At 63.5% G+C, this 18,335-nt stretch carries 21 protein-coding genes; 11 read left to right on the top strand and 10 right to left on the bottom strand.

Annotation, left to right across the window (positions count from 1 at the left end; translation table 11 throughout):
- Positions 1 to 112: 112 nt before the first annotated feature.
- Entirely contained in the window at positions 113 to 979 is an 867-nt protein-coding gene (locus AruPA_RS12065) for an SDR family NAD(P)-dependent oxidoreductase (RefSeq protein ID WP_265636956.1), read from the bottom strand.
- Positions 976 to 1,593 carry a DedA family protein gene (locus AruPA_RS12060; RefSeq protein WP_265636955.1) on the bottom strand — a complete coding sequence of 206 codons (618 nt, stop codon included), beginning with the start codon at positions 1,591 to 1,593 and terminating at the stop codon, positions 976 to 978. The genes AruPA_RS12065 and AruPA_RS12060 overlap by 4 nt, the downstream gene beginning before the upstream one ends.
- Positions 1,594 to 1,694: 101 nt before the next feature.
- On the opposite strand from AruPA_RS12060, the gene AruPA_RS12055 reads away from it, so the two are divergent.
- The 8 genes from AruPA_RS12055 (at position 1,695) to AruPA_RS12020 (ending at position 7,785) form a co-directional block, all read left to right on the top strand.
- On the top strand, positions 1,695 to 1,889 hold the full coding sequence (locus tag AruPA_RS12055) for a hypothetical protein (RefSeq protein WP_265636954.1): 195 nt from the start codon (positions 1,695 to 1,697) through the stop codon (positions 1,887 to 1,889).
- Position 1,890: 1 nt separating this feature from the next.
- Positions 1,891 to 2,214 carry a cell division protein ZapA gene (locus AruPA_RS12050; RefSeq protein WP_265636953.1) on the top strand — a complete coding sequence of 108 codons (324 nt, stop codon included), beginning with the start codon at positions 1,891 to 1,893 and terminating at the stop codon, positions 2,212 to 2,214.
- Between the two features lie 235 nt (positions 2,215 to 2,449).
- Positions 2,450 to 2,968, top strand: coding sequence for a 5-formyltetrahydrofolate cyclo-ligase (locus AruPA_RS12045; protein ID WP_408858598.1), 519 nt, complete (start codon positions 2,450 to 2,452; stop codon positions 2,966 to 2,968).
- Entirely contained in the window at positions 2,965 to 4,122 is a 1,158-nt protein-coding gene (locus tag AruPA_RS12040; protein ID WP_265636951.1) for an aminotransferase class I/II-fold pyridoxal phosphate-dependent enzyme, read from the top strand. The genes AruPA_RS12045 and AruPA_RS12040 overlap by 4 nt, the downstream gene beginning before the upstream one ends.
- A 29-nt stretch (positions 4,123 to 4,151) precedes the next feature.
- Positions 4,152 to 4,712 (top strand): hypothetical protein, encoded by a 561-nt coding sequence (locus AruPA_RS12035; protein ID WP_265636950.1) that lies wholly within the window; start codon positions 4,152 to 4,154, stop codon positions 4,710 to 4,712.
- 121 nt (positions 4,713 to 4,833) lie between these two features.
- The gene (locus AruPA_RS12030; RefSeq protein ID WP_265636949.1) at positions 4,834 to 5,910 is read left to right on the top strand and encodes a type III polyketide synthase; all 1,077 of its coding nucleotides are present in this window, start codon (positions 4,834 to 4,836) and stop codon (positions 5,908 to 5,910) included.
- 70 nt (positions 5,911 to 5,980) lie between these two features.
- Positions 5,981 to 6,667, top strand: a complete 687-nt coding sequence (locus AruPA_RS12025) for a methyltransferase domain-containing protein (protein WP_265636948.1) — start codon at positions 5,981 to 5,983, stop codon at positions 6,665 to 6,667.
- A complete protein-coding gene (locus AruPA_RS12020; RefSeq protein WP_265636947.1) occupies positions 6,664 to 7,785 on the top strand; it encodes an NAD(P)/FAD-dependent oxidoreductase in 1,122 nt (373 codons plus the stop codon). The genes AruPA_RS12025 and AruPA_RS12020 overlap by 4 nt, the downstream gene beginning before the upstream one ends.
- Before the next feature lie 93 nt (positions 7,786 to 7,878).
- On the opposite strand, the gene ftsY is transcribed toward AruPA_RS12020, so the two are convergent.
- Genes ftsY through nth form a run of 5 tightly spaced genes read right to left on the bottom strand, consistent with a single transcriptional unit; the run spans position 7,879 to position 13,060 of the window.
- Positions 7,879 to 8,805 (bottom strand): signal recognition particle-docking protein FtsY, encoded by a 927-nt coding sequence (gene ftsY / locus AruPA_RS12015; RefSeq protein WP_265636946.1) that lies wholly within the window; start codon positions 8,803 to 8,805, stop codon positions 7,879 to 7,881.
- Positions 8,805 to 10,040, bottom strand: a complete 1,236-nt coding sequence (mtaB, locus tag AruPA_RS12010; RefSeq protein WP_265636945.1) for a tRNA (N(6)-L-threonylcarbamoyladenosine(37)-C(2))-methylthiotransferase MtaB — start codon at positions 10,038 to 10,040, stop codon at positions 8,805 to 8,807. The genes ftsY and mtaB overlap by 1 nt, the downstream gene beginning before the upstream one ends.
- Entirely contained in the window at positions 10,037 to 10,870 is an 834-nt protein-coding gene (gene dapF / locus AruPA_RS12005) for a diaminopimelate epimerase (RefSeq protein ID WP_265636944.1), read from the bottom strand. Before dapF ends, mtaB begins: the two co-directional genes overlap by 4 nt.
- Before the next feature lie 43 nt (positions 10,871 to 10,913).
- Positions 10,914 to 12,386 (bottom strand): APC family permease, encoded by a 1,473-nt coding sequence (locus tag AruPA_RS12000; RefSeq protein WP_265636942.1) that lies wholly within the window; start codon positions 12,384 to 12,386, stop codon positions 10,914 to 10,916.
- On the bottom strand, positions 12,383 to 13,060 hold the full coding sequence (nth, locus tag AruPA_RS11995) for an endonuclease III (RefSeq protein ID WP_265636941.1): 678 nt from the start codon (positions 13,058 to 13,060) through the stop codon (positions 12,383 to 12,385). Before nth ends, AruPA_RS12000 begins: the two co-directional genes overlap by 4 nt.
- 131 nt (positions 13,061 to 13,191) lie before the next feature.
- On the opposite strand from nth, the gene AruPA_RS11990 reads away from it, so the two are divergent.
- Both AruPA_RS11990 and AruPA_RS11985 read left to right on the top strand, forming a co-directional pair.
- Positions 13,192 to 13,710 (top strand): DUF2244 domain-containing protein, encoded by a 519-nt coding sequence (locus AruPA_RS11990; RefSeq protein ID WP_265636940.1) that lies wholly within the window; start codon positions 13,192 to 13,194, stop codon positions 13,708 to 13,710.
- An 81-nt stretch (positions 13,711 to 13,791) separates the two neighbouring features.
- Positions 13,792 to 14,928 (top strand): MFS transporter, encoded by a 1,137-nt coding sequence (locus AruPA_RS11985; protein WP_265636939.1) that lies wholly within the window; start codon positions 13,792 to 13,794, stop codon positions 14,926 to 14,928.
- A 25-nt stretch (positions 14,929 to 14,953) separates the two neighbouring features.
- On the opposite strand, the gene AruPA_RS11980 is transcribed toward AruPA_RS11985, so the two are convergent.
- The 3 genes from AruPA_RS11980 to groES all read right to left on the bottom strand — a co-directional run bounded on the left by AruPA_RS11980 (position 14,954) and on the right by groES (position 17,660).
- Positions 14,954 to 15,535 carry a TMEM175 family protein gene (locus AruPA_RS11980; protein WP_265636938.1) on the bottom strand — a complete coding sequence of 194 codons (582 nt, stop codon included), beginning with the start codon at positions 15,533 to 15,535 and terminating at the stop codon, positions 14,954 to 14,956.
- A 115-nt stretch (positions 15,536 to 15,650) separates the two neighbouring features.
- Positions 15,651 to 17,303, bottom strand: coding sequence for a chaperonin GroEL (groL, locus tag AruPA_RS11975; RefSeq protein WP_265636937.1), 1,653 nt, complete (start codon positions 17,301 to 17,303; stop codon positions 15,651 to 15,653).
- A gap of 39 nt (positions 17,304 to 17,342) precedes the next feature.
- Positions 17,343 to 17,660 (bottom strand): co-chaperone GroES, encoded by a 318-nt coding sequence (groES, locus tag AruPA_RS11970; RefSeq protein WP_029312329.1) that lies wholly within the window; start codon positions 17,658 to 17,660, stop codon positions 17,343 to 17,345.
- Positions 17,661 to 17,935: 275 nt separating this feature from the next.
- Between groES and AruPA_RS11965 the strand changes: the two genes are divergently transcribed.
- Positions 17,936 to 18,193, top strand: a complete 258-nt coding sequence (locus AruPA_RS11965) for an usg protein (protein ID WP_265636936.1) — start codon at positions 17,936 to 17,938, stop codon at positions 18,191 to 18,193.
- The last annotated feature ends 142 nt before the right edge of the window (positions 18,194 to 18,335 follow it).

The following is an 18,335-nucleotide window of genomic DNA, read 5'->3' as shown; positions in this document are numbered from 1 at the left end:
AAAAAAGAAGCAAAAAACTTTTGTTTATCTGGGGCTGTGCCGTTGGAAACGCCCGTACCTTGAATTAAAGAAAGTTTTTTTGCTGCTTTTTTACAAAAAAGCAGTGCTTGCTTCACTCACTTGACGTCCCGCGCTCGCTCTCAAGTATTCCCGCCAGGCCCTCGCGATACGTCGGGTACCGCCAGGCGAAATTCAGGCTCGCTTTGGTGCGCTGGTTCAGCACGACGCGGTTTTCGCCCCAGAAGGAGAGCGCCATAGGTGACATGCTGCGTTTGGCATCGTCGAACGCGATCAGGGGGGGCGGTTCGATGCCGAGTAGGTCGGCAGCGTAGGCGATGACGGTGGCGCTGGGGGCGGGCTCGTCGTCGCTGAAGTTCAGGGTGCGGGTGCCGGTTGTGGCGGTGGCGATGGCGGCGAGTGTGCCGTGGGCGATGTCATCCACGTGGATGCGACTGAATTTATGGTCGGGTTTGTCGATCCGGCGGGCGGTGCCCTCGCGCAGATCGTCAAGCACCGAGCGGCCGGGGCCGTAGATGCCGGCGAGGCGCATGATGTCGATGGCGCAGCGGTTCGACCAGGCCAACCAGGCGGTTTCGGCGGCGACGCGGCGGCGGGTTCGGTCGGTGCCGGGTGCGGGCGGGGTGGTTTCATCGACCGTGCCGCCGCCGTGGTCGCCGTAGATGCCGGTGGTCGAGCAATAGCCGATCCAGCGCAGGTGGGTGGCGGCTTCGAGGCTGGTTTGGTGCAGGGTCAGGACCGGATCGCCGGTTTCGGTCGGCGCCGCGGTGACGACGAGGTGGGTAGCGGAGGCGATAGCGGGGCCGGCTTCGGTGAAGGGGATGAGGGTGATGCCTGCCGGGGCGTGCTTGCTGGCCGGGTCGCGTGCCGTGGCGGTGACGCGAAAGCCGGCGTTGCGCGCCGCGATGGCGATGGCGCGGCCGGAGAAGCCGAGGCCGGCGATGACGAGGTGATTGCTCATGGTTGCTCGTGGCGGGCGCGGGCAGCGGCGAGGCGTTCGAGCCGGTCGCCGTGACGGTGGAACAGCAGGACGGTGACGATGACCGTGATGACGATGGCGAGTGCGATCGCGATCCCGATCGGGCCGGCGACGTGTTCGATCTGTTTACCGAAACAATAGGCGGCACCGCCGTAGAGGGTGGCCCACAGGATGCTGGCGATGCTCTGGAAGACGATGAAGCGCCGCCAGTCCATCATGGTGACGCCGGCAATCAGGGCGGCGAGGGCGCGCAGCACGGCGAAAAAGCGGCCGAAGACCACGATTTTGCCGCCGTGATTGGCGAACAGCCAGCGGCCGGCGAGCAGGCGGCGTTCGGTCAGGCCGATGCGCGAGCCGTGGCGCAGGATTGTCGGGTAGCCGGCCCGCCGGCCGATCCAGTAACCGAGAATGCCGCCGATGGTGGCGCCGAGAGCAGCGCTGGCGATCAGGATGAAGATATCGATCCGGTGTGTGGTGCCGGCATAGATCGCGGCTGAGACCAGGGCGGTTTCGCCGGGCAGCGGCAGTCCGAGGCTTTCGAGCAGGACCAGGAGTGCGACGGCGAGGCTGCCGTAGGTGGCAATCCATGGTTCCATCGCGTGGTGAAAGAAGTGGAGCATTGATCCCTTGGTGGGTTGGTTATTTTGATCGGTTCGACTGGCTTCCCATGTAACGCAAAATCTCCGATAGTCATCGCATGACTGAGCCGGAAACCGAAATCGACACACTCGACCGCCTGGAGGCTGCCCTGGGCCAGATTGCCGCGCGGACGGCGCGAACCGATACGACGCCGTCGGCCTGCACGCGTATGGATGTTGCGCAGGCGCTTGATCGGTTGATCGCGCAGTTACGCGATGCGCTGGCATCGATCGGCGAAACGGAGCACGGGTGACATGGCGCAGGTAACCATTCGGATCAACGGATATTCATACGCCGTCAGTTGCGAGGATGGGCAGGAACCGCATTTGGCGGAGATGGCATCCGAAATCGATCGCCGGATTACCAGTATCAAGGCGATTGGTGGGCAGTCTGGCGAATCGCGCTTGCTGGTCCTGGCGTCGCTACTGCTCGCCGATGAATTGCACGATACCAAGGCGGCGCTGGACAAGGCTAAGGCGAGTAGCCCGACCAAGTCCGCCTCACCCGAGCATAACGCGCGGCTGCGGCGCATTGCCGCGCGGGCGGAGGAGATTGCAGCGGACCTCGCAGAGTCCTAAGTTATGGTGGCGAGGCTGCCCGGTGCGTCAGGCACGTTCATCCCCGGGGCCAATAAGTACTCCCAGGGAGCTGGCTCTGTCGGAACCGTGGTTCCGGTATTTCCGGCGCCCACCTGCTCTGCAGGCCTTGGGAGGATGACATCGTCAACGGCCAGGGTGGCTTCGCACTTTCAAATGTATTTCCGTGGATGATGTATCGGTAGCTGCTGCAAAGGCAAGCCTGCGTCGCGTTGCGATGGCGCGACGTGGCGGTTTCAGGTCTGCAGTAGGGTCACGGCTGGCTGATTTGGTGATGAATGCGTGCGCGCCCGCGGCGGGTGCGATCGTCTCGGGATTCTGGCCGATCGATGATGAGATCGATGTACGACCATTGATGCTGGCGCTGGTGGCGCGAGGGCACGCGTTGTGCTTGCCGGAAACGCCGAAGCGCGGGTTGCCGCTGATATTCCGGCGCTGGGCGCCAGGGGAGCCACTGCTGGCGGGCCGGTTCGGGACGTCGCATCCGGTCGGAGATGTCGTGGTGCCGGATTTCGTGCTGGTGCCGTTGCTGGCGTTCGATCGGGCGGGGAATCGGCTCGGCTATGGGGCCGGATATTACGATCGGACGCTGGCCGGGTTGCCCGGTGCGTTTCGGTTGGGTTGCGGATTTGCGTGCCAGGAAGTTCCGGCCGTACCGGTAGGGCCGCGGGATGAGCGGTTGGATGCGGTTGCGACGGAGCTTGGGGTCATCAGGATGGAGGGACGGGTTGGATGAAGGATCTGATGGGAATTTCGCAGATTCCGCGCTCGAAGATCGGCGATATCGGGCGGATCGCGTTCGGTGATCCTTCGGTGGTCAATCTGGCGTTCGGCGAGTCCGATTTCGCGCCGCCGGAAGCGGCGACGGCGGCTTTGATGCGGGCGGTGGCGGCGGGTGATACGCATTATGTCGATAGCCGTGGCAAACCGGCGTTGCGGGCCGCGCTGGCGGATTATCTGACGGGGCTGCATCGGTTGCCGGTGGAGGAAGGGCGCATTCTGGTGACCGCTTCGGGTATGGCGGCGATTGCGGTGGCGTTTGCCGCTATCGTGCGGGCCGGGGATCGCGTGGTGATTCATGAGCCGGAGTGGCCGAATTTGGCCGGTGCGGCTCTGGCTCGCGGGGCGGAGGTGACGCGGTTTGGGTTGGATGAGGATGGCGCGGGCGGGTTTCGGCTTGATCTGACGCGGCTCGACACGGTGTTGGCCGGCGCCCGTGTGTTCTGTCTGAATTCGCCGAACAATCCAACCGGCTGGATGGCGAGCGATGCCGAGGTGGCAGGCGTGTTGGCGCTGTGCCGGCGGCATGGCGTGTGGCTCCTCTCCGATGAGGTGTATTCGCGCCTGACCTTCGATGGGGCTGTGGCAGCACCCTCCGTGCTGGATCATGCGCGGGCGGATGATCGGGTGATGGTGGCGAATTCGGTGTCGAAAACCTGGGCGATGACCGGGTTTCGGGTGGGCTGGCTGGTGGTGCCGGCGGGGCTGCGTGATGCCATGGGCGAATTGACCGAGGCGACGCATTCGACCGTGGCGCCCTATTCGCAGGAGGCGGCACTGGCGGCGCTGGAGTGCGAGGATTTCGTGGCGGATTTCCGCGATTTCTGTGCGCGCGGGCGGGCGATCGTGCTGGAGGGGCTGGCGGGGTTGAACCGGGTGCAATTGCAGGCACCGGCGGCGAGTTTCTATGCCTTCGCGCGGATCGATGGTGTCGATGACAGTCTGGCGTTGGCGCGGCGCCTGGTGTTGGATCATAAAGTGGCGATAGCGCCGGGGATCGCGTTCGGCGCTGCGGGGGAAGGGCATTTGCGGGTGTGTTTTGCGCAGAGTCCGGAGAAACTGGCATGCGCGATGGATCGGTTGCGGACAGGGTTGGCGGCGCTAACCTGATCTTAAGACATTTGCGCTACAGAGTGCGTGTGAAGATTTTATTCATCATTTTTGCGCTGTTACTGCCGGCGATGGGTTGGACGCATGGTATCTTGCCGGCGGCTTCGTTGCCAGATCGGGCGATGACGCCCGGGGCGATCAATCCGGCTGTGACGGCGGGGACGATCGATCAGACGATTTGCGTACGAGGTTGGACGAAATCCGTGCGACCGGGGGTGCGGTATACCGAGCGGCTGAAAAAATCGCAGATCCGGGCTTATGGTTATGCGGATACCCGACCTTGGAAATACGAGGAGGATCACCTCATTCCGCTCGATTTGGGAGGGTCGCCGGATTCACCACTCAACCTGTGGCCGGAGCCGCATTTTGGACCGGGCGAATGGGGCTCCTATGCCAAGGATCGGTTGGAGGCGCGGATGGTTAGGCTGGTATGCCGGCATCAGTTATCCCTCCATCAGGCGCAGGCGATGATGGCCGGGAATTGGGTGGCGGCGTACCGGCGGTATCTGGGGTCCGTGCCGGATAATTCACGGCCAACGCGTCGATATCCGGCATATCACGGCGATCATTGGCACCATCACGGTTGGTAGGTGGTGTGCTTCGCCGGGTGCGATGGATCGATTTGATACTGCTTGCTTGTCTTTGCCTTGACGATGCTCATTTATTGAGGACGGTGCGGTGTGCCGCGTTAACCTCATGGAAGCGAGCGCAATGACCACGGCCTATATCAACCGGATTGGCACTGCGGTGCCGGAGAACGATATTCATCAAGGATTTGTTGATTACGCACGTACCATGCTGGACGCGCGCAAGGCCGCGGTATTTTCGCGGATGGCGGAGCGCGCGGCCATTGGACATCGGTATTCGCATCTGGCGATGGGCGATCTCGTCGACGGGGAGGTTGATGCGCAGGATTTCTACCGGCGTGGCGCATTTCCCGATATCGGCAAGCGGATGGCACAATATGAGCGGACCGCGCCGGAATTGGCCGGTCAGGCGATCGAGGCGCTGGGGCTGGATGGAGCGGCGGATGGGATTACGCATCTCGTCGTGGCATCGTGCACGGGGTTCACCGCACCAGGGTTGGATCAGCATATTGCGTGGCGATTGGGCCTGCGGGCGGATGTGCAGCGGACCTTGGTAGGATTCATGGGGTGTTCGGCGGCCGTACCGGCGCTGCGGATTGCCCAGGCGGCGGTGCTGGCCGATCCAGCGGCGCGGGTTCTGGTCGTCAACCTCGAACTCTGCACCCTGCATCTGCAGGAGACAGACGACCTGGAAACCGCGCTGACGTTCATGCTGTTCGGCGATGGCTGTGCGGCGACGCTGGTGACCGCAGAGCCCGGAGGGTTCGCGATGGCGGATTTCCGGGCGACAACGATTCCCGAAACGGAGGACCTGATCACCTGGCATATCGGGGCGCAGGGGTTTCTGATGCATCTTTCTGGCGGGGTGCCGGGCAAGATTGCCCAGGCGCTGCGCGCGGACCTGGCGCGACCGGATGCAGGCGGGTTACTGCGCGGCGAAGGCACCCAGGCAGTCGATTTATGGGCTGTGCATGGCGGCGGTCGCACGGTGCTCGATGCGGTCGAGTCCGGGTTCGGCCTCGCCCCCGAGGCTTTGGCATCGTCCCGCGCAGTACTTGCGGCGCATGGCAATATGTCGTCGGCGACCGTGATGTTCGTGCTCAAACGGATGATGGAGCGGGCGACGGCGGGCGCGCGGGGTATGGTGATGGCGTTCGGCCCCGGTATGGTGGCCGAGACATTCCGGTTCAGCGTGGTGTGACGGTGCGCCACACCGTTCGCCCTGGAACAAGGCGGCTTTTGCTTCGTTTTGCTTGCTGACGGGATATCGCATGACCCTGACCTACCGCAGTACCGAACCCGAAATCATGGACGATCCTGGACTTGATCCTGCGGTTTATGCACGCTGCATCGGCGATCTGGCAAAGGTGAACCGGGTGACGTTCACGCACCGACCGGTGTTGCGCTGGCTGGCCGCGGTGGCGCCGGCGGGCGGGGTTTCAGTTCTTGATGTCGCGTTTGGCGATGGAGATTTGCTGCGGGCGATTGCACGCTGGGCGGACAAGCGCGGCGTTGCGATGCGGTTGAGCGGGATCGATCTCAATCCGCGCAGCGCCGCGGCCGCGTGGGCGGCGACGCCGGCAGGCATGGACATTGTCTATCGCACCGGCGATGTGTTCGAGGCGGCGCCGGACCCGAAACCCGATTTCATCGTGACGTCGCAATTCACGCATCATCTGGATGACCGGCAATTGGTGCAGTTTTTGCGCTGGCTGGATCGGACGGCGCAACGAGGGTGGTACATCACGGACCTGCATCGGCATGCGGTGCCGTATTACGGGTTTCGGGTGCTGGCGCGGCTGATGGGGTGGCACCGGATTGTGGCTTCCGACGGAACGGTTTCGATCGCGCGAGGTTTTCGCCGGGCCGATTGGCAGGCAGCGCTCGCAGCGGCGGACGTGCAGGGTGATATTCGCTGGCAGTTTCCATTCCGCTACGGCGTATCAAGCTTGCCATGACGTCGATCGTGGTGGCCGGCGGGGGATTGGCGGGTGCTGCCGCCGCCGCTGCGCTGGCGCGAGCGGGCAGGGATGTCACCGTGCTCGAGCGCAATGCGGCGCCGGCACACAAGATTTGTGGGGAGTTTCTGAGCGTCGAGGCGCAGGCTTCGCTGGTGGCGATCGGTTTTAATGTCACGGCGCTGGGTGGCCACCGGATTTCACGGCTGCGCCTGGTGCGCGATGACGCGTCGGTGTGCGTCGGGCTGCCATTCGAGGGATTGGGGATCACCCGGCGGCGGCTCGATGCGGCGTTGCTCGACCACGCGGCATTATGCGGCGCGGTCGTGCGGCGCGGCGTCGCCGTCCGCGGCGCGGATTGCAGCGACGGGTTGCGACTGGATCTGGCGGGAGAGGCGCCAATCCGCCCGGATTTGCTGCTGCTGGCTACCGGCAAGCACGATCTGCGCGGCGTGCGGCGGCAGACGGCCGAACCGGACGCGTTGGTTGGGTTCAAGATGTATTTCCGGCTGAACCCGGCGGCGCGGCAGGCGCTGGCCGGTCATATCGACCTGATCCTGTTCGACGACGGCTACGCGGGGTTGCAGATGGTCGAGGACGGTATGGCCAACCTGTCGCTGTTGGTCGACCGGGCGCGGTTGCAGCGTGTCGGCGGTACGTGGTCAGCACTGCTGGCCAATTTAGTAAAAGGCAACACCCTGCTGGCGGACCGGCTGATCGGCGCCACGCCGCTGCTCGATCAACCGCTGACGATTTTTCGCGTGCCCTACGGCTTTGTCCACCGGGCGGCCGCGAACGATCCGGACCGCGTATACCGCCTGGGCGACCAGGCCGGGGTGATCCCCTCGTTCACCGGCGATGGGATGGCCATTGCCCTGCACAGCGCAACCCGCGCCACAACGGCGATCATCGCCGGACATGCCGCATCCGTCTATCACCGCGCCCTGCAGCGCGACATCGGCGGGCAGGTCAGGCGCGCCGCCGCCCTCTATCGCCTCGCTCGCATGCCGCTGGCGCAACGTGTCCTGTTCGGCTTCGCCGGCACGTTCCCAAGCCTCCTGCGCCTCGCGGCCCAGTACACGCGCGTGCCCCCCCGGGCGCGGTCGGCGCTGTACTGAGGGGGTGTTGCGGGTGGTCGTGACGGTAAGTAGTGCCAGGGCAAAGCCCCTGGCTTTCCTTAGTTAGCCATCACTTCCGGAACCCCTGAAGTATCAGACCGGATCGGCACCGGTGAGGGCGCGGGCGAATTCGGTGGGGTCGAAGGGGCGCAGGTCGGCGGCTTGTTCGCCGACGCCAACAGCGTGGATCGGCAGGCCGGTCGATTCCGCGAGGGCGACGACGACGCCGGCGCGGGCTGAGCCGTCTAGTTTGGTGACGATCAGGCCGGTGAGGTCGACCATGTCTTTGAAGGTTTTGACCTGGGTGAGTGCGTTCTGGCCGGTGGTGGCGTCGAGGGTGAGGAGGATTGCATGGGGGGCGGTCGGATCGCGTTTTTTGATGACGCGGATGATTTTTCGCAATTCTTCCATGAGTGCCGCTTTATTGTGCAGGCGACCGGCGGTGTCGATCAGCAGGATTTTGGCGCCTTCGCGTTCGGCCCGGGTCATGGCGTCGAAGGCGAGTCCTGCGGGGTCGGCGTCCTGTGCGCCGATGACGACCGGCGCCTGCGCGCGGTTACCCCAGATTTGCAGTTGTTCGACGGCGGCGGCGCGGAAGGTATCGCCTGCGACCAGCATGGGTTTCTGCCCGGCATCCGCATAGATTTGGGCGAGTTTGCCGATGGTGGTGGTTTTGCCGGTGCCGTTGACGCCGACCATCAGGATGACGAAGGGTTTTTTGGTCTCGTCGATGGTGAGTGGTTGGGCGACGGGGGCGAGGATTTTGGCGATTTCATCGGCCAGGGCGGCGCGGATTTCCGGCGGTGAGACATCCTGGCCAAACCGGGCGCGGCGGAAGGCGCGGATGACTTTGGCGGCGACGGTTGGGCCGAGGTCCGCGGCAATCAGCAATTCTTCGAGTTCTTCGAGGGCAAACTCGTCGAGTTTGCGTTTGGTGAATGTGTCCGCGATGCCGGTGGTGAGTTTGGTGGTGCTGCGGGAGAGGCCGGCCTTGAGGCGGGAGAAGAAGCCGAGCGCCATTATGCGGTTTCCAGGGTGATCGAGGTGGCATCGGCGCCGGTGACGCGGCCGGTGACGAGGCTGCCGGGGACGGCGTTGGTGGCGAAGCGCACCGGTGCAAAGGTCTCGGAGTGGCCGTTCGAGGGTGATTCGGCGAGGGCGGTGATGGTGCTGCCGATCATGGATTTGAAGCGGGCGGCGGCGCGGCGTTCGCCGGCCTGGCGCAGGCGGGCGGCGCGGGCGCGGCGTTCGGCCATCGGCAGCGCGGGGATGCGGGCGGCCGGCGTACCCTTGCGCGCGCTGTAGGGAAAGACGTGCAGGTAGTCGAGTCCGGCTTCGTCGATCAGGCGGAGGCTGTCGTTGAACATGGTTTCATCCTCGGTCGGGAAGCCGGCGATCAGGTCGGCGCCGAAGGCGATGCCGGGGCGCAGCGCGCGGGCGCGGGATGTGGCTTCGATCACGTGGTGACGCAGGTGACGGCGTTTCATGCGTTTGAGGATCATATCCGACCCGGCCTGCACCGAAAGGTGAAGGTGCGGCATCAGGCGGGGTTCGTGTTCGATCACGTGCCAGAGATCATCGTCGATTTCAGCGGGGTCGATCGAGGACAGGCGCAGGCGCGGCAGGTCTGGAATGGCGGCGAGCAGGCGGCGGACGAGGTGGCCGAGTTTAGGTGTGCCGGGCAGGTCGGCGCCATAGGAGGTGAGATCGACGCCGGTGAGGACGATTTCCCGATAGCCGTTGGCGACCAGGGTGCGGATTTGAGCGGCGATTGCGCCCATCGGGATCGAGCGGGACGGGCCGCGGCCGTAGGGGATGATGCAGAAGGTGCAGCGATGATCGCAGCCTTGTTGAACCTCGATGAAGGCGCGAGACCGGCTGCCGAAGCCATCGATCAGATGGGCTGCGGTCTGGCGGACCTGCATGATATCGGCGACCAGGACCGGCTCGGTCGCGGTCCAGGCCGCTTGCGTGAGTTTTTCGACATTGCCGATGACACGGGTAACACCGGCGATGCTGCGCCAGGAGTCCGGGTCGATCTGCGCGGCGCAGCCGGTGACGATGATATCGGCGCCGGGATTGGCGCGATGGGCGCGGCGCACGGCTTGGCGGGCCTGGCGTTCGGCTTCCGCGGTGACGGCGCATGTGTTGACGATCACGGTATCGGTGAGGTTCGCGGCCTCGGCGTGGCCGCGCATGACTTCGGATTCGAAGGCGTTGAGCCGGCAGCCGAAGGTGAGGATGTCGATGCTCATGCGGGTAGCAGCTCTGGGGCGATGGTGCCCTCGTAGACCAGGGCGACCGGGCCTTCCATCAGGACGTGGTTGTCGTCGCGCCAGGTGATGGTGAGGCTGCCGCCGTCCATTTCGATCTCGGCGCGCCGGTCGGCGAGGCCGCGGCGGTGCGCGTTAACCAGCGCGGCGCAGGCGCCGGAGCCGCAGGCCAGCGTAAGGCCGGCGCCGCGTTCCCAGACGCGCAGGCGGATGCGGTCGGGTCCGTCGATCCGGGCGAAGCCGATATTGGCGCGTTCGGGGAAGATCCGGGCGTGTTCGAGGCGGGGGCTGATGCTGTCGAGCGCGAGATGCTTGAAGTCTTCGATGAAAAACGTCGCGTGGGGGTTGCCCATCGAGCAGGCGGCGGGGTTTTCGACCGGACCGAGCGCGAGGCGGAGGTTGAGTGTGTCCATCGGTTCGAGCAGGGGGATGTCCTGCCAGTTGAACAGGGGTTCGCCCATGTCGATTTCGACGAGGTTGGGGCCTTTGATGGTGGCGGCGAGGATGCCGGCGCTGGTCTGGATGGTGAGGGTGCGCGCCCCGGTTTCGGCCGCGAGCAGGGCGGCGACGCAGCGGGTGGCATTGCCGCAGGCGCCGGATTCCGAGCCGTCCGCGTTGAGGATACGCATGAAGGCGTCGGCCGTCGGTGCGTTTTCGATCAGGATGATCTGATCGCAGCCGATGCCGCGCCTTCGGTCGGCGATGGTGGTGGCCTGGGCGGTCGTGAGCGGAATGGCGTGCGTGCGGGCGTCCAGCACGACGAAGTCGTTGCCGGCGCCGTGCATTTTCACGAAGGAGAGGCTGGCGTCCATGGTGCCCCGGTATATGGCGTTGGGGCGGTGGTTGGAAGGGTGGCTATTCGAGGGGGAGGCTTGCGGTGGTTTCGGCCAGGTCCGGATGGGCGGCTTTCGCGCGCAGGTAGAGCACTGCGCCGATGATCGCCATGACCCCGCCCTGGAACAAGGGCTGCACATAGAACGGTGCGTGCGGCAGGATGATGACGGAACGCATGAACGCGAGGGTTACGACAATTGACAGCAGTGCAATCGGGATCGTGAAGATTGAGTTGCGGAAGGGGTGCGACCATGGGCTGGTTCGGAATCGCGGGTTGAGCCGAAGATTGAGGGCGGCGACCGCGACGGCGAGCCAGACGAGCAGAATGGTGATCGACCGGGCGACCACGCCGAACGCCCAGCCGATATAGGTGGCTTGCAGGAGAAACAGCGAGGCGAGCACTACAGTGAGCGTAAGGGCTGCGACCGGCGCATGACGACGCGAGGTCTGCGCGAAGATCGGCGGCAGCAGGTCATCCTCGGCCCAGGCGAACAGCATGCGGGACGTGACGACCATTTGCGGCGCGAGGGTTTTGCCGACGATGAGGGCAATGATCAGGCCGATGACGGCAGCAACGTCATGCGGGGCGGCAAGCCCGAGAATTCCCGGCGCCGTGACCAGATTGGCGTGTTTGTGCTTGATCAAGGCCTCGGCGGCCCACCACGGCGCGGCATGGAGCAGTGCGGCGCTGACCAGGGTGAACAGGATGACGGAGGTGACCCAGGCGAGCAGGATGCCGCGTGGCATGGTGTGTTCGGCATCGCGGGTCTCCCCGGACAAAGCGGGTGCGCCGGACAATCCGCCATAGGCAAAGATGAACAGTGTGCATACGGCCAGAAACGCGTGGGCATCGAACGGGCCGGGATGGGGTGGTGCGGTCAAGGTGAGGCCGGTGCGGGCGCCTGCGGTGCTGACGAAGGTGGCGGGGCTGGTGGTGAACCCGATGATGCAGACGGCGAGAGCGGTAAGCGCCACGAGAATCAGTAGAATCGTGACGAGACGGCCGTAGTCGCGGATGCCGGCGATATGAATCCCGTAGATAAACCAAAGGGCGGCGAGGCCGGTGACGACGTGACCGAGCGGCGTCAGGATGGCATGGCCACCCGAAATGCCGGCAGCGATCAGAGCATTGCCAAGGAAATTGCCGAAGGCGAACGCAATGAAGCCCATGGCAGCGGTGATGCTCGCCCACCAGACGAAATGAAGGATAAAGCCGAGCGGCAGGTTGAGGGCACGGACCGTCCATACATAAGACGACCCCGCGCGCGGCATGGCCTGCGAAAAGCGCGCATACAGGAATACTTTCAGAAAGATGACGACGCCCGTGACGAACATTGCCAACGGGACAAGATTTCTTATGGCTGGATAGACCCCGATGCTCTGGATGACCACGAAATTGATCCCGGCACCGTATTCCTGCGTCACAGCGGAGGCGACGATGGCGATCAGACCCAGGGATTTTTCGAGACGGTAGGTGGGAGTGGCGGCGGTCATGATTTGGCTTTCGATGTCGCGGCCGGAGATCGTGATGCGGCGGAGGTGGATTTGGGTTTGTAAAGGCACCACGCGGCACCTGGGCAGCGCCAGCATTCGGGTTTGCGGGCTTTGCAGATATAGCGACCGTGCAGGATCAGCCAGTGGTGGGCGGGGCGGAGCATCGCCGGTGGGATGCGGGCGACCAGGCCGTCTTCGACCTGGCGGACATTGGTTCCCGGCGCGAGGCCGGTGCGATTGCCGAGGCGGAAGATGTGCGTGTCAACCGCCATGGTGGCGTGGCCGAACACTTCGTTGAGCACGACGTTGGCGGTCTTGCGGCCCACGCCGGGCAGCGCTTCGAGCGCGTCGCGATCGGCAGGGACGTTGCCGTTGTGGCGTTCGAGCAGGAGATGGGACAAAGCGGCGACATTTTTCGCCTTTGCCTGCCAGAGGCCGATCGAGCGGATGTGCCGCGCGATGCCGGTTGCCCCCAGGGCGGCCATGGCGGCGGCATCGGGCGCTTCGGCGAACAGGGCAGGGGTGGCTTTGTTGACCGCGGCATCGGTGGTCTGCGCGGAGAGGACGACGGCGACCAGCAGGGTGAACGGGGTGGAATAGACGAGTTCGGTCTGGGGCGTCGGGTTGTTCTGGCTGATGGCGGTGAGGAACAGCGGGATATCGGCCCGCTTCATCAATTTCGGTTTGATTTGTCTGGGTTTTGGCGCTTGTGCGGTCGGCATGGCGGATTACTGTCGGGACGGGGTGGGTTTGGCAAGTCGGGCTCGGCTCTTGCGGTCGGTCAAATCGATGCGAATTTAGCGATATGTCCGACACGATCGCCGCTGACCTGGGGCCGCCCCCGATTTTCGAAGCCATTCTGACGCCGCATCGCAGCATGAGCCGGCGCGGGATGTATGTGGTGTTCGCCGTGATGGCCGCCGGATCGCTGCTGGTAACCAGCCTGATGTATTTTCTTGGGGCGTTCCCGGTGATCGGGTTCAATGGGGCCGACCTGATCCTCGCGGTTGTCCTGTACTCGATGAACATGCGCGGCGCGCGGGCTTCGGAGGTGATTCTGCTCACCGCGGACGGGTTGACCATTACCCGAACAACGCCGCGCGGGCGACGGACCCAGGTTTCGATGGCGCCAGGGTGGTTGCGGGTGCAACTCGAAGAAAACGCCGGCAGCAATCCGATCCTGTCGATCGCCAACCGCGAGGGGCGGCATATCGTCGGCATGGCGCTCGGCGAGGCGGAGCGGCGGGATCTGGCGGCGGCGCTGGGTGATGCGTTCGCGCGCCTGCGCTCCCCGCGTTTCGACAACCCTCAGACGCGAAATTAACAGAAGTTTTCTGCTTCTGTTTTTTGAAAAAGTAGCGCCTTCTGCGCGCTTCACTTTTTTCGGTTGCGTATGCCCTTACCCTTGATAGCGCTGATCGTCGCGAGTTTCGCGATCGGCACCAGCGAGTTCGTGATTGTTGGCCTAGTGCCCGAGTTGGCGCGGGATTTTGCAGTATCGGTGCCGCAAGCCGGATATCTGGTAACTGCCTATGCGCTCGGGGTTACGTTCGGCTCACCGTTCGTAGCCGTCCTGGTGGGACGATGGCAGCGGCGGACCGCGCTGATTTCACTGATGGGCGTGTTCGTGCTGGGCAATGCGCTGTGCGCGCTGGCCCCAGGTTATTGGACGATGATGGCGGCGCGAGTCATCACTGCGCTGTCGCATGGCGCGTTTTTCGGGATCGGCTCGGTGGTCGCGGCGGATCTCGTGCCGCGCGAAAAACGGGCGCGGGCGGTCGCGCTGGTGTTTCTCGGCCTGACCATGGCGAACGTGTTGGGTGTGCCGGCGGGGACGATTCTGGGGCAGGCGGCAGGCTGGCGCGCGACGTTCTGGGCGGTGATGGCAATCGGGCTGCTGTCGATGGCGGCGATTGCCGTTTTGTTGCCGAAGGGCATGCCCGGCGGCAGCGGGCGGTTGCTGAACGAGGTGCGGATTCTGGGCCGCACACAGGTCTTGCTGGCGATGCTGATGGCCGTGCTGAGTTCGATGAGCCTGTTCAGCGTATTCACCTATATCGCGCCGCTGCTCGAAAAAGTGAGCGGCCTTTCGCCGCATTGGGTAAGCGTTGCGCTGTTGATATTCGGGGCGGGCTTGACGGCCGGTGGCCTGCTTGGAGGGCGATTGGCGGACCGGCATTCGGCCCGGACGATCATGCTGACGTTTTCGGCGCTGGCGGTGATCCTGGTCGCGCTGTGGCTGTTAAGTTTCAATGGTGTGCTGGCGGTTGGCGTGCTGCTGGTGTGGGGGATTGCGGTGTTCACAATGGTATCGCCCTTGCAGACGCGCGTGATCGATTATGCGCGGGATGCACCGAACCTGGCGTCTACCATCAATCAGGGCGCGTTTAACCTGGGCAATGCCGCAGGGGCGTGGCTTGGCGGCGCGGCGCTGGGCGCTGGCGTAAGCTATGTGGATCTGCCACTCGTGGGCGCCTTGATGGCGGTGCTGGGCCTGGGCGCTGCAATGTTGACCTTCCGGCTTGAGCGGCGGATCGCCTGAGGGGTGCGCCACGACGTGATCAGCATCAGTCTTCTCGTGGGATTGCCTGTTCGACCCTGCGGTCCGGGATAAGCCAGAGTAGGGCGACCATCGCGTAGAGGGCATCGGCCAGGGCGGTATCGATGAAGGCGAGGATGATTCCGATGGTGTAGAGGATGGGGGAGGTTTTGCCTTTCAGGTCGCGCCCGATAGCCTTGGAGAGGGCTGAATTGTTGCCTTGCGCGCGGATGATGGTGGTTTGCAGGATGTACCAGGCGACGGCGGGCATCAGCAGGGCGAGGCCGTAAAGGGCGGTTGGGATGGGGGCGGTGTGGTGTGCGCCGAGCCAGGCGGTGGCGAAGGGGATGAGTGACAGCCAGAACAGCAGGTGCAAATTGGCCCAGAGGATTGCGCCGGTGACGCGCGGGACGAGCTGGAAGAAATGATGGTGGTTGTTCCAGTAGATTGCTACGTAGATGAAACTGAGGATGTAGCTGACGAAAGTCGGGCCGGCGGTTGCGAGTGCCATGAGGCTGGTACCGTGGGGGATTTTCAGGTCGAGTACCATGATGGTGATGATGACGGCGATGACGCCATCGCTGAAGGCGGCCAGACGGTCTTTTTCCATTCCCGGAACTTTTTCATGGTTTCAAAACCGGTGCAACGTGGGGAGGCGGTTTGGCAAAAAGAAAGGCCGTGGATTTCTCCACGGCCTTTCTGCCATATCAGCGGATGGACGTGGATCAGAAATCCATATCGCCCATGCCACCCATGCCGCCCATACCACCGCCGGCGCCACCCTGGGGTGACTTCTTCTCGGGGCGTTCGGCGACCATGGCTTCGGTCGTCACCAGCAGCCCGGCCACCGAGGCGGCGTCCTGCAGAGCGGTACGGACGACCTTGGTCGGGTCGATGATGCCAGCCTTGACCAAATCCTTGAACTCGCCGGACTGGGCATCGAAGCCCCAACCGTAGTCATCCTTATCGAGCACTTTGCCGGAAATCACGGCGCCGTCTTCACCAGCGTTTTCGGCGATCTGGCGCATCGGCACCAGGATTGCCTTGCGGATGATGTCGATGCCGAAGCGCTGGTCGTCGTTATCGGCCTTGACCTTGGAGAGAACCAGCGAGGCGCGCGCGAGGGCAACACCGCCACCAGGGACGATACCTTCCTCGACGGCTGCGCGCGTTGCATGCAGGGCGTCATCAACGCGATCCTTACGCTCTTTCACTTCGGCTTCCGACGCGCCACCGACGCGGATAACCGCGACGCCACCAGCGAGCTTGGCGAGGCGTTCCTGGAGCTTCTCGCGATCGTAGTCCGAGGTGGTTTCCTCGACCTGGGCGCGGATCTGGTTGCAGCGGCCGGTGATGTCGGCCTTTTTGCCAGCGCCTTCGACGATTGTGGTGTTTTCCTTCTCGATCAACACCTTCTTCGCACGGCCGAGCATGGCGAGCGTGACGGTTTCCAGCTTGATGCCGAGGTCTTCGCTGATGACTTGACCTCCGGTGAGGATCGCGAGGTCTTCCAGCATCGCCTTGCGACGATCACCGAAGCCCGGTGCCTTGACGGCTGCGATTTTCAGGCCGCCACGGAGTTTATTCACGACCAGGGTCGCGAGGGCTTCGCCTTCGACGTCTTCAGCGATGATCAGCAAGGGCTTGCCGGACTGGACGATGGATTCGAGCAGCGGCAGCATTGGCTGGAGGCCGGAGAGCTTCTTTTCGTGGATCAGGATATAGGGGTTATCCAGGTCCGCGACCATCTTTTCCGGGTTGGTGATGAAGTAGGGCGAGACGTAGCCGCGGTCGAACTGCATGCCCTCGACCACATCGAGCTCGGTCTGGATGCCCTTGGCTTCTTCGACGGTGATGACACCCTCGTTACCGACCTTCTGCATCGCTTCGGAGATCATCTTACCGATTTCGGCTTCGCCGTTGGCGGAGATGGTGCCGACCTGGGCGGTTTCGGTCGGGTTGTTGATCTTTTTGGTGCGCTTTTTCAGCTCTTCGACGACAGCGATGACGGCCTTGTCGATGCCGCGCTTCAGATCCATCGGGTTCATGCCGGCAGCGACGGCTTTGACGCCTTCGCGGACGATGGCCTGGGCGAGAACGGTGGCGGTGGTGGTGCCGTCACCGGCGAGGTCGTTGGTGCGCGAAGCGACTTCGCGGACCATCTGAGCGCCCATATTCTCGAAGCGATCGGAAAGCTCAATTTCCTTCGCGACGGTCACACCGTCTTTCGTGATGCGCGGCGAGCCGAAGCTCTTTTCGAGCACGACATTGCGGCCTTTGGGGCCGAGGGTAACTTTCACCGCGTTGGCGAGAACGTCGACGCCACGGAGCATACGCTCACGGGCATCGGCTGAAAAACGAACGTCTTTAGCAGCCATGTTTATGTTCCTTTTAGAAAATTATGGGATCGGGAAGGTTCAGGCGGCCTTTTTCTTGGCGGCCGGGGTACCTTCGATGACGCCCATGATGTCGGATTCCTTCATGATCAACAGCTCTTCGCCGTCGAGCTTGACTTCGGTGCCGGACCATTTGCCGAACAGGATGCGGTCGCCGGCTTTGACGTCAAGCGCCACGATGGCGCCAGCTTCATTGCGCGCGCCTGCACCGACGGCGATGACTTCGCCTTCCATCGGCTTTTCCTTGGCGGTGTCGGGGATGATAATGCCACCGGCGGTCTTTTCCTCGGCGTTCAGCCGGCGGACGACCACGCGGTCGTGGAGGGGACGGAATTTCATCGGATCGCTCCTGATTTGGTTACGGACGTAAACGGCTCAGCCCGCGCTGACCCTAAAGAGGCATCAAGCGCTGCTAGCACTCTCATCGGGAGAGTGCCAGCGGTTTAAATCTTGGGTAGTGATATGTCAAGCCCGGCAGCACTTCGAGGCGCTGAGTGCTAATGCATTGATATCGCCGATTTTTCTTGCCAGACCCCCCGGTTGTCATGCCATGTTCATGAAACGGAGGGCGCGGTGGCGCGGGGCTTTTTCAACAGTTTCGTGAGGGTTAAGCCATGAGTTTGAGTAAGCAATTGCAAGGGTATCGGCTGACAACGGCGGAAATTTTGTATCATATGCCGGACCACCCGGGTGTCCTGCAAAGTTTTGTCTGGCAGGAACTGGACATTGCGCCGCGCTATCCTGTTTTGAACAGATTTTTGGCCTTTTGGGCGCGGCAGATCGAGGGACGGTTGCATTCGGTACGGGTAGGTTCCGCGTCGCTGATCTCGCCCAGTGAGATGCGACATGGCAGTCTGTTGACGTTGCAGTAAGCTCGGGCATCAGAAGCTCACGTGGACGCCGCGGACGTTTAGCGTTGCGCGGTGGACACGGTGATGGTTTTTGGAATACCCGGCCTTGCTTCGTCAGTAAGTTTTAACGAGTCAGTGCGATAAAGCGCTCGTCTTCCAAGGG

Origin of the sequence: Acidiphilium sp. PA, from assembly GCF_026191915.1 — a bacterium.
Classification (GTDB): Bacteria; Pseudomonadota; Alphaproteobacteria; order Acetobacterales; family Acetobacteraceae; genus Acidiphilium.
Note: the sequence above shows the minus strand (reverse complement) of the source record. Positions and strands in the feature narration are given on the sequence as shown.